Source organism: Halomonas salipaludis (genome assembly GCF_002286975.1).
GTDB classification, from domain to species: Bacteria; Pseudomonadota; Gammaproteobacteria; order Pseudomonadales; family Halomonadaceae; genus Franzmannia; species Franzmannia salipaludis.
In genome coordinates, this window is the sequence record NZ_NSKB01000010.1 from 57,902 (window position 1) to 71,460 (window position 13,559).

At 64.6% G+C, this 13,559-nt stretch carries 12 protein-coding genes; 7 read left to right on the plus strand and 5 right to left on the minus strand.

The genetic code is table 11. The features are described 5' to 3' along the window. Positions 1-12 precede the first annotated feature (12 nt). A complete protein-coding gene (gene rhmD / locus CK498_RS22020) occupies positions 13-1,197 on the minus strand; it encodes an L-rhamnonate dehydratase (protein ID WP_095623010.1) in 1,185 nt (394 codons plus the stop codon). Between the two features lie 249 nt (positions 1,198-1,446). On the opposite strand from rhmD, the gene CK498_RS22025 reads away from it, so the two are divergent. The 3 genes from CK498_RS22025 (at position 1,447) to CK498_RS22035 (ending at position 4,230) form a co-directional block, all read left to right on the plus strand. Then, complete coding sequence (locus CK498_RS22025; RefSeq protein ID WP_095623011.1) at positions 1,447-2,382, plus strand: LysR family transcriptional regulator; 936 nt, start codon at positions 1,447-1,449, stop codon at positions 2,380-2,382. 92 nt (positions 2,383-2,474) lie between these two features. Continuing rightward, entirely contained in the window at positions 2,475-3,734 is a 1,260-nt protein-coding gene (locus CK498_RS22030; RefSeq protein WP_095623012.1) for an MFS transporter, read from the plus strand. 67 nt (positions 3,735-3,801) lie between these two features. Continuing rightward, positions 3,802-4,230, plus strand: coding sequence for a GFA family protein (locus CK498_RS22035; RefSeq protein WP_095623013.1), 429 nt, complete (start codon positions 3,802-3,804; stop codon positions 4,228-4,230). A gap of 32 nt (positions 4,231-4,262) precedes the next feature. On the opposite strand, the gene CK498_RS22040 is transcribed toward CK498_RS22035, so the two are convergent. Further along, complete coding sequence (locus CK498_RS22040; RefSeq protein WP_229359182.1) at positions 4,263-4,979, minus strand: FadR/GntR family transcriptional regulator; 717 nt, start codon at positions 4,977-4,979, stop codon at positions 4,263-4,265. Positions 4,980-5,135: 156 nt separating this feature from the next. Between CK498_RS22040 and CK498_RS22045 the strand changes: the two genes are divergently transcribed. From CK498_RS22045 to CK498_RS22060, 4 genes are all read left to right on the plus strand, one after another. Then, complete coding sequence (locus tag CK498_RS22045; protein ID WP_095623015.1) at positions 5,136-6,020, plus strand: fumarylacetoacetate hydrolase family protein; 885 nt, start codon at positions 5,136-5,138, stop codon at positions 6,018-6,020. 58 nt (positions 6,021-6,078) lie between these two features. Further along, on the plus strand, positions 6,079-7,173 hold the full coding sequence (locus CK498_RS22050) for a Bug family tripartite tricarboxylate transporter substrate binding protein (RefSeq protein WP_095623016.1): 1,095 nt from the start codon (positions 6,079-6,081) through the stop codon (positions 7,171-7,173). 84 nt (positions 7,174-7,257) lie between these two features. Further along, positions 7,258-9,222 (plus strand): tripartite tricarboxylate transporter permease, encoded by a 1,965-nt coding sequence (locus CK498_RS22055; RefSeq protein WP_095623017.1) that lies wholly within the window; start codon positions 7,258-7,260, stop codon positions 9,220-9,222. Between the two features lie 85 nt (positions 9,223-9,307). Continuing rightward, on the plus strand, positions 9,308-9,784 hold the full coding sequence (locus tag CK498_RS22060) for a peroxiredoxin (RefSeq protein WP_095623018.1): 477 nt from the start codon (positions 9,308-9,310) through the stop codon (positions 9,782-9,784). Positions 9,785-9,861: 77 nt separating this feature from the next. Here the strand turns inward: CK498_RS22060 and CK498_RS22065 are convergent, their stop codons facing one another. The 3 genes from CK498_RS22065 to CK498_RS22075 are packed head-to-tail and all read right to left on the minus strand — an operon-like array spanning position 9,862 to position 13,542. Beyond that, a complete protein-coding gene (locus CK498_RS22065) occupies positions 9,862-10,251 on the minus strand; it encodes an AtuA-related protein (protein WP_229359183.1) in 390 nt (129 codons plus the stop codon). Beyond that, on the minus strand, positions 10,238-11,626 hold the full coding sequence (locus CK498_RS22070; RefSeq protein ID WP_095623019.1) for an acyclic terpene utilization AtuA family protein: 1,389 nt from the start codon (positions 11,624-11,626) through the stop codon (positions 10,238-10,240). The genes CK498_RS22065 and CK498_RS22070 overlap by 14 nt, the downstream gene beginning before the upstream one ends. Beyond that, positions 11,623-13,542: a TRAP transporter permease gene (locus CK498_RS22075; RefSeq protein ID WP_095623020.1), complete on the minus strand. Its 1,920-nt coding sequence runs from the start codon at positions 13,540-13,542 to the stop codon at positions 11,623-11,625. Before CK498_RS22075 ends, CK498_RS22070 begins: the two co-directional genes overlap by 4 nt. Positions 13,543-13,559 lie beyond the last annotated feature (17 nt).

Genomic DNA, 13,559 nt, shown 5'->3' on the forward strand with positions numbered 1-13,559 from the left:
TCAGACCACTACTCAATGTTGGTACGGCCTAGAGAGTCCGCACTCGGGATTCAACCGCACCCCGAAGCCAGGCTTATCGAGGGCGGAGGCTGACATGCGCCCGTTCTCGGGTACCGGCTCATCGAGCAGCAGCGGGTTGAACATAGGCACCACCTCATCCGCCTTGGGTGCCATCATCAGGAACTCGGCGAAGGGGCTGTTGTGCCGGGTGATCACGAAGTGGTAGCTATAAACCGAGGAGCCGTGGGGCACCACCAGCTTGTTGTGGGCGTCAGCCAGCGCCGAGATCTTGATCAGCTCTGTGAGGCCACCGCACCAGCCAACGTCGGGCTGAATGACATCGCAGCACTCCATCTCCATCAGCAGCCGGAACCCCCAGCGCGTGGCTTCGTGCTCGCCGGTGTTGACCAGCATGCCCTTGGGCACATCGCGCTTGAGTTGGGCATAGCCCCAGTAGTCATCCGGCGGCAGCGCTTCTTCGATCCACTTGAGGCCAAACTCCTGAGCCCCTTGGGCCAGACGAGTGGCATAATTGAGGTCGAGGCTCATCCAGCAGTCGTACATAAGCCAGAAGTCTTCACCCACCGCACGGCGCATCTCAGCCAAGTGCGCCAGATTGCGCTTGAGCCCCTCCTCGCCCTCTGCCGGACCATGTGCCAGCGGCATCTTGCCGCCAATGAAGCCCATCTGCTTGGCTAGATCGGGACGCGCTCCGGTGGCGTAGAAGGTCAGTTCGTCACGTACCGGGCCACCGAGGAGCTGATGAACCGGCTCTTCGCGCACCTTGCCCAGCAGGTCCCACAGCGCCAGATCGACGCAGGAGATGGTGTTGATCACCACCCCCTTACGCCCGTAATAGAGGGTGGCATTGAACATCTGGTCCCAGATCTTCTCAATCTCGGTAACACGCTTACCCTCGATGAAACGCGCCAGATGCTTCTCGACGATCCAGGCACCGATCTCACCACCGGTGGTAACGGCAAAGCCCACGCTGCCGTCGCTGGCCTCGACTTCCACCACCAGGGTGCCGAGCACATTGAGCCCGAAGCTGCGCCGGGTCATACGGTACTCAGGGTACTTGCTCATTGGCGTGGCGATCTGCGCATCTATCCAGTGCCCCTCGGCTTGATCGTGGTAGTCGGCGCCGCCGCCGCGGACGGTATAGGCACGCACCTGGTTAATGGTCACTTCGCTCATGGGCTCCCTCATGTCGGACGAAATACGACGTTGATGAGGAAGTTCTACGCAAGGGCAGCGAAAGCGACCAATGAGAATCACGCTGCCCCCGATACCTTTAAGGTATCAAAAAACCGAATCCCGCTTGATGCCTGGCATAGCGCTTAGCGCCAGCGTCCCTGCCAACATGCGGAATTAGACTAATGTCTCACGCCTTGACGCCTGGTCATCTCCATAATGTCAAGGTATCGAAATAGACGGAGTTCTTGGATGGATGGCTATCAGACACTGATCGGCCGGCTGCGCTATAAGCATCTGCTGATGATTTCGACGCTAGGCTCGCGCCGAAATCTTCACCAAACCGCTGCAGCCATGCATATGTCGCAGCCGGCGGCGACACGCATGCTCAGCGAGATCGAGAAGGTATTCGGCTGCCAGCTGTTCGAGCGCACCGCCCGCGGCATGCACCCCACCTCGCTCGGCGAGATGCTGATCGACTTCGCCGACAACGCCTTGACCCGCCTCGATCGCTGCGCCGAGGAGGTGCGTCGCTACCAGCTCGGCGGTCGCGGCCAACTAACCGTCGGTGCCATCATGGGCGCGGCGCCGGACTTGGTCGCCCAGTCGATCATCGAGCTGAAGCGCCAGCGCCCGCTGCTGCAAATCCGGCTGATGGGCGAGACCAGCGATCAGCTGGTGGAATTGCTCGAGCAGGACAGAGTGGACATCGCTATCGCCCGCTATGCCACCTCGATCCAGCACAACCAGTTCGATTTCGAGCCGCTGGGCAACGAGACCATGATCACCGTGGTGCGCCGCGGCCACCCACTCTGCAGCAGCGAGCTGCCGCCGCTGGAGCAGCTGTTGGAGACCTGGCCGTGGATCCTGCAGCCCATGGCAACGCCGGCCCGCCAAGCGCTGGAGAAGGAGTTCGAGATGGAGGGGCTGGTATCGCCCCGCGATATCATCGAGTGCGGCTCGATCTTCGCTGCGCTGCAGCTGGTGCAGCAGAGCGATGCCCTGCTAGTGATGGCCGAGACGATACTCCGCGACCATCTGCAAACCGGGCTGATCGAGAGGCTACCGCTGCTGCTCGGGCGCACGCTATCACCGTTCGGCCTGCTGACGCGAAAGGACACCCTCTACGGCGAGCCGGTAACCGGCTTCTGTGAGATCCTGCGGCGCAACGCCGCCGATTGGCGATGAGGCGCATATCATTAGCCCCTTACTCATTAGCCGGGTGAATATCCCCCTAAGAATCTCTAGAATCGAGGTTTCGCTTCGCTGCCGGACACGCCATGAGTTCTGCCCACGCCGCTGATCCCCCCGCCGAAGAACAGATCGCTCTGCATCGTCAACCCGGCTTTGTGAGTTTCCTGGTATCACGCCTGGCGGCGGTATTCGCCATGCAGATCCAAGCAGTGGTGGTGGCCTGGCAGGTGTATGCGATTACTCGCGATCCGATGTCGTTGGCTTATGTGGGCCTGGCCCAGTTCCTGCCCATGGTGGTGCTGTTGCTGCCCGCCGGCGACCTGGTCGATCGCTTTCCGCGTAAGCGCATCCTGCAGCTGAGCTGGGGCGTTCAGGGGATATGCAGCGCCCTGCTGCTCGCGTTATCGCTGGCCGCCAGCGAGCGGGTCGGGGCCTTCTATGCGGTGCTCGCGCTGTTCGGCTGCGCCCGCGCCTTCACCGGCCCGGCACTGCAGAGCCTGCTGCCCAATATCGTGCCTCGCAGCCAGCTGGCCCAGGCCATCGCCTTGAACAGCTCGATCATGAAGATCGCGGTAATCGGTGGCCCACTGCTCGGTGGGATCCTCTATGCACTCGGCGGGGGTGGGCTCGCCTATGCGGTATGCCTGGGCTGCTTCGCTATTGCGCTGGTTCTACTCCTGCCGGTGCCGATCCGCTTCGCCGAGGCTAGCCAGGCGCTTGAGGCCACCGCCTGGCGCCGCTTTACCGCCGGCATTGGCTATATCCGCCGCCAGCCGATCATCCTCGGCGCCATCTCGCTGGACCTGTTCGCGGTGCTGCTCGGCGGAGTGGTCGCGCTGCTGCCCATCTACGCCCAAGAGGTGCTCCACGTCGGCCCCGAGGGGCTCGGTGCGCTGCGCAGCGCCATCGCCGTCGGCGCCCTGCTGATGGGGATCTATCTCGGTGTGCGCGGTATCAAGCGCCACGCCGGCATGGTGATGTTCGTCGCCGTGGCGATATTCGGCATTGCCAACCTGGTGTTCGCCTTCTCGACGCTGTTCTGGCTGTCGCTGATCGCCATGCTGGTCGCAGGTGCCGCCGACATGATCAGCGTCTATGTGCGCATGACGGTGATCCAGTTGGCCACCCCCGACGCAATGCGCGGTCGGGTCAACGCCGTCAACATGCTGTTCATCGGCTCCTCCAACGAGCTCGGCGAGTTCCGCGCCGGCAGCATGGCGGCCTGGCTCGGCGCCGTGCCGGCGGCGGTAATCGGTGGCCTCGGCACTCTGGCCGTGGTCGGCGCCTGGATGCGGCTGTTCCCCACCCTGCGCCGCGTCGACCGCTTCGATGACGCCTCGCGCTAAGGGTGTTCAGCGGCCTGGCGATTTGCGTCTAGACTGGCTGAGGAGTCGTCATTACAAGGAGAGTCTCATGCCCGCCACGACCCAACATACCGGCAGTTGCCTGTGCGGCGCCGTCACCCTGAGCGTCGAGGTCGCCACCGACGCGGTCGCTGCCTGTCACTGCAGCCTGTGTCGCCGCTGGGGCGGTGGCCCGCTGCTGGCCCTGGAGGGCGCCAGCTCGATAGACCTGGTCGGCGAACATAACGTCACGGTGTATCCCTCCTCCGAGTGGGCCGAGCGCGGCTTTTGCCGGCACTGCGGCACCCACCTGTTCTATCGCCTCAAGAGCGGCGAGCACCACGCCGTACCGGTGGGACTGGTCGACCAGGGCCACGGCTGGCACTTCGCCACCCAGATCTTCATCGACGAAAAGCCCAGCTACTACGACTTCGCCAACGACACCCACGACATGACCGGCGATCAGGTGTTCGCGGCGTTCAATGGCGAAGATCAATGATTAACCAGCAGCCACCCGACTCGCGACCGCGCTCAATCTCTCCCGAACAGGTTCTTCTGTACTTCCCGGAGATGCTCCTCGAGTAGCGCCCTGGCGGTATCCTCGTCGCGATCGCGCAGCGCCGCGACAATCGCGCGGTGCTGCATTTCGTAGCGCTTGCGCCGCTCGGGGGTGAGTGAAATCCGTTTGAGACGCCCCCACTCGCCCTCTTCGCGCACCACATTGGTCAGCTCCAGGATACGCAGGAAGAAACTGTTGTGAGTGGCTTCGGCAAATGCCTGGTGCAGCGCGCCATCCCAGTGTTCGAACTCCTCGATGGCAGTAGCACCCTCAGAGCGGAGGATGCACTCGTCCATGCGCTCGAAATCCGAGGCCGTGGCATATCGCACAATCAGCGCCACCATCTGCGGCTCAATCAGCAGCCGCGCTTCCATCAGCTGCGCCGGACTCGTCTGGATGGCCACCGCGCGAGCGCCCGGTTCACCTTGAGGCTCCACCAGCTCGCCGACACGCTCCGAGACGAAGGTGCCGCTGCCCACCACCTGGGTGATCAAGCCCTGCTGCTTGAAGTTACCGAGTACCCGCCGCACTGCCCCGCGCGATGCAGCAAAGCGCTCGCTCAGCTCGCGCTCGGTAGGCAGCCGATGCCCTGCAGGGAAGCTGCCGCTTTCGATCTGCTGCTGAAGATAGCGGGACAGGGAACGCGCGCCGTCGGCGCGTACCGCCTTGCCCAGTGTCTTGTCACTCACAGGCTGTCCTTGCTCCTGATGCCAAATCATTCATTGATGCAGCAAAGTTATACCATTTGGTCCCACTTTTCAAAAAACCTCCCTTGAATTGGTACATTTTTAGTTCTAGTCTCGATGGATACGGGACCAAAACAAACCTATGGAGAACCAAGCCAGATGAAATTCGCCACGCTCCGCTCCAGCCCCGACCAGCCGACTTTCGTCGCCCTGGTCGATGGGGATGCCCAGCGCTACTGGCCGCTATCCGATCTGATATCCGGCTTCTCGGGAGATATGCACCAGCTCATACAGGCATGGGACAGCATCCGGGAGACGTTATCCCCCAGCGGCGACGGCCTGCCGCTCAGCGAGGTCCGGGTAGAAGCTCCCATACACCCGCAGCGCAATATGTTCTGCGTGGGCAAGAACTACTTCGAGCACGCCGCCGAATTCAGCCACTCGGGCTTCGACAGCAGCACCAATGCTGACGATGTAGTACCAAAGTGTCCCATCATCTTTACCAAGGCGTATAGCACCCTGATCGCCGACGGCGACGAGATCCCACGCCACGCCACGGTGACCGAGCAGCTCGACTACGAGGCCGAATTCGCCATCATCATTGGCAAGGGCGGGCGCGGTATTCGCAAGGCTCAGGCCTTCGACCACGTGTGGGGCTACACCGTGGCCAATGACGTCACCGCCCGCGACCTGCAGAAGAATCACAAGCAGTGGCACCTGGCCAAATCCCTGGACGGCCTTTGTCCGATGGGGCCTTGGATCACCACCGCCGACGAAATCGATCCCAGCAACGCCAGCATCAAGTGCTGGGTCAACGGCGAGCTGCGCCAGGACTCCAATATCGGTCAGCTGATCTTCGACATTCCCACCCTGATCGAGACCATTTCGGCCGGTATTGAGCTCAAGCCTGGCGACGTCATCATCACCGGCACCCCGGTCGGAGTCGGCATCGGCTTCGAGCCCCCCAAGTTTCTGCAGACCGGTGACGTGGTCCGCGTCGAGGTCGAGGGCATGGGCGCCATTGAGAACCGGGTCGGCCAGTAGCCCCCTCAGGTAAACGCACCGGGTCAACAATATTTCACAACAACACCAGGAGCACGCCATGTTTACAAAGACACACCCCCTCAAGACACTGCCAGCCGCCATGCTGGTCGCCGCCGGCGCTATTGCCGCCACGCCCGCCTTGGCCGACGACTTCTACGAGGGCAAGACCATCGAGATAGTCGTGCCCTTCGGCGAGGGCGGCGCCACCTATGTCGCCGCCAAGTTCCTCGAGCCGTTCCTCGAGAAGCATCTGCCCGGAAGTCCACGCGTGGATGTTCAGACCCGCCCCGGCGGCGGCTCGATTCTCGGTGCCAACTGGTTCGAACAGAACGCCGAGCCGGACGGCGAAACCATCCTATTCACCACCTCCTCCACCTCCAACCCTTATGTGTTGGGCATGGAAGCCGTGGAGTACGATCTTGCCGCCATGCGCCCCGCCTACAGCCTGCCCTTCGGCGCGGTGATCTATGTATCGCCGCGCACCGGTATCGACTCACCCGCGGGCCTCAAGGAACCCGATATGCCACTGATCTATGGCGGTATCGCCGCGGCGGCCAGCGATCTACCGACGCTGCTGGCCTTCGAGCTGCTCGACCTCGATATCCAGACGGTGCTCGGCTTCGACGGTCGCGGTCCGGCGCGCCTGTCATTCGAGCGCGGCGAAACCAATATCGACTTCCAGTTCACGCCGGCCTATATGTCGCAGGTGGTCGATATGGTCGAGGCCGGCAGTGCGGTTCCCATCATGACCGGTGGCTCGGTCGGCGAGGATGGCGTACTCAGCGCCCGGGACGCGGCCTTCCCGGATTATCCCTCGGTCTACGAAGTGTATGAAGAGCTGAACGGCGAAGCCCCCTCCGGCGTTGAGTGGGACGCCTTCCAGTCGATCGGCGCTGTGACCTTCAACTACGGCCTCACCGCTTACCTGCCTGCAGGCACGCCGGACGAGGTTCTCGAGATCTTCGAAGCCACCATCGCCGCCATCAACGACGACCCCGAGTACCAGCAGCAGAGTCAGGATGCCGTGGGCGGCTATTCGCTGCTGCCCGCTTCCGAGGTCACCGAGTCACTCAGTGAGGCGCTGCAGCCTTCCGACGAGGTACGTGAACACCTGCGTACGCTGCTCTCGGAAGAGTACGACGTCGACCTCTAATGCCAACGCCACTGCCGCGGCCAGCCACCTCCCCCACGGGTGGCATTGGCCGCGGTTTTTTGATCCCCGCATAGGACCTGTCTTGTGCTAGAGAACATTACAACGGCCCTGGCGATCCTGTTCGAGCCCATGCGCCTACTGGCGCTGTTCGCCGGAATGCTGGCTGGCATGGTATTCGGCATGCTGCCGGGTCTTGGCGGTGTCGCCGCGGTATCGATCCTGCTGCCGTTCATCTACCTGATGGACAGCTACTCCGGGCTGGCCATGCTGCTGGGGGCCATCTCGGTGATCTACACCGCGGATACCATTACCTCAGTACTGCTCGGCGCACCGGGCTCGCCGGCATCGGCGCCGACGGCCATCGAGGGGCATGCCCTGGCCAAGCAGGGCAAGGCATCGCTGGCACTCGGAGTGGGCTTTTTGGCCTCGATGGTCGGCGGCCTGTTCGGTGCGCTAATCCTATCGGTGGCGATCCCCATTGCCGGCCCGCTGGTGCTGGCGCTGGGCACGCCGGAGCTGTTCATGTTCGCCCTGGTAGGACTGTGCTTTGCCGCCAGCATGGTCGGCAAGGATATCGTCGTGGGCCTGGCCGCGGCCTGCTTCGGCATTCTGCTGGGCGTGGTCGGCGCCGCGCCTGCCGCCGCCAACTACCGCTTCATCTTCGGCCAATCCTATCTGATGGACGGACTGTCGCTGCCGATCGTCGCGCTGGGGCTGTTTGCCGTGGCCGAGCTGATCGGTATGGTCGCAGCCGGCGGCGGCATCGCCAGCAAGTCGATGGCCATGGGCAAGTGGGGCGAGAGTTTCCGGGAATTCTGGCGCAGCCGCTGGCTGATCGTGCGCTCGTCGATCATCGGTATCTTCGGCGGTTTCGTGCCTGCGGTTGGCGCCAGCGCCTCGACCTGGATCGCCTACGGCCACGCCATGAGCTCGACCAAGGACAAGCGGCGCTTCGGCAAAGGCGAGATTCGCGGGGTGGCCGGCGCCGAGGGCGCCAACAACGCCACGGTGATCTCCGACCTGGTGCCGACCATGCTGTTCAGCGTGCCCGGTGGCCCGGCCGCAGCGATCTTCCTCGGCGCGCTATTCTCGTTCGGCTTCTATCCCGGTCCGCGGATGGTCAGCGAGACACCGGACCTGATGTACATGATCGTATGGAGTGTGGCGCTCGCCTCGGTAATGGGCGCCGCACTGTGTTTCGCGGTGACGCCGTACCTGGCTCGCTTGACGCGCATCAACTTCGCACTGATCGCTGCGCCGCTGCTGCTGATCATGGTCGCCGGTGCCTACCAGGGCACCCAGACCTTCGGCGACATCCTCGCGCTGCTGGTGCTGGGCGTGATCGGCTGGCTGATGAAGAACGCCGGCTGGCCGCGGGCACCGGTGCTGGTGGGCTTCGTGCTGGCCACGCCCATGGAGCAGTACTTCTGGCTGACCACGCAGATCCACGGCTTTACCTGGCTGACCCGGCCCGGGGTGCTGCTCATCGCCTCGCTGATCGTCGTGCCGATGCTGCTCAATCTGGTACGCCGATGGCGGTCGTCGAAGGCCTCCACCTCAGCCGATCAGGCAGGTTCTCAGCCGGCTAGCGACGACGATGCACCCCGCGACACCGCCGTTCTGCTACTCGCCTCGGCACTGCTGCTGGTCACCTTCGCCTACGCCTTTTACGAGATGCTGGGCTTTCGCAGCAATGCCCGGCTGATGCCCGCGGTGGGCATCGTCCCCGGCCTGGCGCTGAGCGTCTATATTCTGGGCCGGCAGCTCAATCGGCTGCGCTGGCAAGGGCGGATCATTCATCTAGGCTCACGCCAGGAGCTGCCGGTCCTGGCGGGCATTCTCGCCTACGGCGTGGCGATGTGGCTGATCGGCTTCAGTCTGGCCACCCCGCTGCTGCTGGCCTGGCTACTGCTGAAATGTGCGGGCATGCGACTGGCCAGCGCGGCACTCTACGGCGCCATCGTATACGCCACCGCCCAGGGGATGTTCGCGCTGATGCGTCTCACCCCACCATCGGGCATCTGGTTCAGCTTGCCGATGCCATGGTGAGCTCGCACCACCCCATGCATGCTGGACAAGGCAGTACATTGGCGTAGCCTGGGCGTATCACTCACACCACATGGAAGGATCTGGTATGACACTGACAGTAGGCGACAAGATTCCCGACGTCACGATCAAGACCAATGGCCCGGATGGCCCCCAGGACATCTCCACCACTGAGCTGTTCGCCGGCAAGCGGGTGGTACTGTTCGCCGTGCCCGGCGCCTTCACCCCCGGCTGCTCCAACACCCATATGCCCGGCTTCGTAATCAAGGCCGACGAGATCTTTGCCAAGGGCGTCGACACCATCGCCTGCATGGCGGTCAACGATGCCTTCGTGATGGGTGCCTGGCAGCGCGCGCAGAACGCCGAGGCCTTCACCATGCTGGCCGACGGCAACGCCGAGTTCGCCAAGGCCATCGGCACCGAGATGGACGCCAGCGCCGGCGGCATGGGCATACGCAGCAAGCGCTTCGCGCTGATCGCCAACGACGGCGTGGTGGAGTACATCGGCATCGATGCCAAGGGCGTCGACAAGAGCAGTGCCGAAACGGTGCTGGCCCAGCTGTAACCCCAGCCAGCAATTCCGCACACAAGCCATCCATAGACAAGGAGGCGCCACCCAGGATGGGCGGCGCCTCCTTGTTCCTACGCCCGCTTGACCGCCACGGCCATGCTCAGCAGCAGGAACGAGAGCGTCTTGCCATGGCCGTCCAGGTTGAGCGCACCGTTGACCCCGCCTTGCAGCACGTCGTCTATCACCAGGTTCATCCCGGCCAGGCCCGGCATCGGGTAGCGCCGTACGCGGCTGGCACCGCGGTGGGCGAACAGCGCCAGCACGCGCTCCTCGGTGACCTGCTCCAGCAACAGGGCGTAGTGATCCGGATCATAGGCGAACAGCGCCAGGTTGAGGCGGTCCCCCTTGTCGCCGGCGCGGGCATGGGCCAGGCGATGGAGCGGCACCGTGACGCTGTCGTCGAGGGGCTGGCCCGGCGACCGCTCGGAGGGTGACACCAGGGTCGGTTCAACTGGCGACATGGTAGTGACTCCTTTTGTCGAACAGCGTGGCAAAGGCTTCCACGTCACTGCGCTTGACCAGGTAGGAGGCCGTGCATACTCGACGTTGAAAATGACGGCGCACGCCGCCACCCCCTGCCGGACCGGCGCAGTACAACGCCAACAGTTCCTGGGTGGCACGCTCCACCCAGCGTCGCTCGGCATGTTCCGCGGCCAGCCGCAGGCGGTAGTCGCCGCTGGCGCTGCCTGGCATCGTGCGCTGCAGGTCGCCGGCATCGCTGTCGAAGACACTGGCAAGACCGACGATATCCAGTCGCGTACGCAGCTCCGGCGGCGCACGAAACGTCAGCCGCTCGCGCAGCACCTGGGCAGCGAGCTGCGCCCGGGCCAGGGCGTTGGGTCCGGCATAGGAGATCTCCGCCTCGCCCTGCCAGCCGCCCTCGTAGCAGACCGTGGTCTTGAGCCGCTGCGGCGCCGCCTTGCCGCGAATGCCGCTGACCGCCACCCGATCGGGGCCGACCTGGCTGACCTCGACGGCAGTGAGATCCACCACCACGTCGGGGGTCAGGTAGTTGGCCGGATCGTGGACTTCGTAGAGCAGCTGCTCCTTGACGGTACGCTCGGTCACGCAGCCGCCGGTGCCCGGGGGCTTGGTCACCACCAGGCTGCCATCCTCCTCCACCTCGATGATCGGGTAGCCCACCGTCGCCAGGTTGGGCACCTCCTTGCATCCCGGGTCGGCAAAATAGCCGCCGCTGACCTGGGCCCCACACTCGGCGAGGTGGCCGGCCATCATGCCGGCGGCCAGGCGATCCCAGTCGTCCCAGGCCCAGCCGAAATGGTGCACCAGGGGGGCCAGAAACAGCGCCGGGTCGGCGACCCGTCCGGTCACCACCACCTCGGCCCCCAGCGCCAGCGCCTCGGTCAGCGGCACCGCGCCCAGGTAGACGTTGGCGGAGATCAGCGCCTCCTCACCGGGCAGTTCGCGGTTTTCCGCCTCCCAGCGCTGCAGGTCGAGGCTGGAGAGATGCGCCCGAATATCATCGCCATGGACCCGGCCGATCCGCACCTGGGGAAAGCCAGCGCGCCCGGCCAGCTCGGCGACCACCTGGCAGGCACCATCCGGATTGGCGGCGCCGAAGTTGCCGAGGATGGTGATGCCGTGGCTCAGGCAGTCGCCCAGCACCGGTGCCAGCAGCTCGGCCAGCAGGGGCTCGTATCCCGCGTCGGGAGCCTCGCGCATGGCGCGATGCGCGGCGGCCAGGGTGCGCTCCCCCAGGGTCTCGAAAACCAGAGCCGATGGCTGTCCGCGGCGAATCAGCTCGGTCACGACGGGAATCGCCGCATCGGTACGGTCACCGGAGAAGCCGGCCCCGCTCCCCAACAGGAAGGTCATGGGTGCGTCTCCTTGGCATGGACGCCCTGGGGCTTCGGCGTGCCTGAACCCGAAGCGTGGGCCGTCGATGAAATCCGCTGTCGGTTACGGGCATAGAGCCCCGCCAGCACCAGCAGGGCGCCTATCGTGGTCAACCAGCCGGGGGTCAGTGCCAGCCCGACCACCAGCAGCAGACCCACCACGTCCAGGATACGACTGCCGGTGATCGCCACCCGCGACATCAGCGACGCGAAGGCGAGCACGAACACCACGCCCTGGGAGCTGGCCAGCAGGATATCGACCCAACTGCCGAAGCCGGCCAGTGCCGGGTAGATCAGCAGCAGGAAGGGAATGACGTAGATCGCCGCCGCCAGGCGCACGGCCTCCCCCGCCGCCGGTAGCCAGTTGGTGCCGGCGATGCCCGCCGCGACGAACACGGCCACGCACACCGGCGGGGTGATCACCGACAGCGTGGCGAAGTAGAACACGAAGAGGTGGGCGATCAGCGGCTCGACGCCGATGGTGGTCAGTGCCGGTGCCAATACCGACGCCACCAGCACGTAGGCGGCGGTGGTGGGAATGCCCATGCCTAGAATCAGGCACACACCACCGACGATAAAGGCCACCAGGAACAGTGATTCGCCACCGACATTGACGATCAGGCTGGCCAGGGTCACGCCGATACCGGTCATGCCAATCATCGCCACCAGGATCTGGGCACCGGCGAGCAACACGCCGATGATCACCATGCCCCTGCCGGCATCCATCAGTCCCGAGAGCAGCTTGCCGGCTATCTCGCGCAGCGGCATCTTCGCCAGCAAGGCGAAGGGCACGAAGGTCAGGATCGTCATCAGGATGCCGTAGAAGGCCGACATCTGGATCGAGCGCCCGCTGAGCACCCCGTAGAAGAGCCCGCCCAGCGCCGCCAGGATCGGGATGATCCGCTCGGGGCGCAGCACTTCGGGCCAGGTGGGCAGTTCGTCGTCGGGCACCACCTGCAGGTTGCGGCGCTTTGCCACCAGATGGATGGTCAGGAAGACCCCCAGGTAGAAGAGGATCGCCGGCAGCAGCGCGGCAATCGCGATACGCAGGTAACTCTCGCCGAGGATCTCGGCCATGATGAAGGCCGCCGCCCCCAGGATCGGCGGGGCGATCTGGCCGCCGGTGGAGGCCACCGCCTCCACGCCGGAGGCGAAGGGCCGCGGGTAGTTGAGGCGCTTCATCATCGGGATGGTGAAGTTGCCGGTGGTGGCCACGTTGGCCACCGCGCTGCCGCTGACCATGCCGAACAGCCCCGAGGCCACGGTGGCCACCTTGGCGGCCCCGCCCGGCGAGCGGCCGCTGATGCGCAGTGCCATGTCCATGAAGGTCTGGCCGCCACCGGTGTGCAGTAGCAGGCAGCCGAACAGCACGAAGGCGGCAATGGTCGTGGCCGCCACGCCCACCAGCATGCCCCAGACGCCCAGGTCTCCCAGGTAGATGGTCTCGGTGATGTAGTAGACATCGAAGCCACGGTGCCCCAGCGGCCCGGGAATGGCGGCCCCCAGCCAGGCATAGGCCAGCCCCGCCATCACCAGCAGCGGAAAGATCACCCCGATGGCGCGGCGCGACAGCTCGAGAATGGCCACCAGCAATACGCCGGTGAACAGCATGTCCCGGGCCGATGCCCAGGGCAGCTCCACCAGAATACGCTCGTGATTCATGGCCACGTAGCCGCAGGCCAGCACCACGCCCGCCGCCAGGGCCAGGTCGACGGCCAACCCCAGCGGGCGCCAGCGCTTGCCGGCCCCCAGCGGGTAGACGACCAGCCCCAGCAGGATCACCAGCGCGAGAAAGATGCTGCGCTGGACCAGGCTCTCGAAAGGGCCGGTGGCCGAGGTATAGAGAATCAGCCCGCCCAGCATCAGGGCCAGCACTTTGGTCAGGTTCGCGCGCATGGCAGGCACCTATCGAT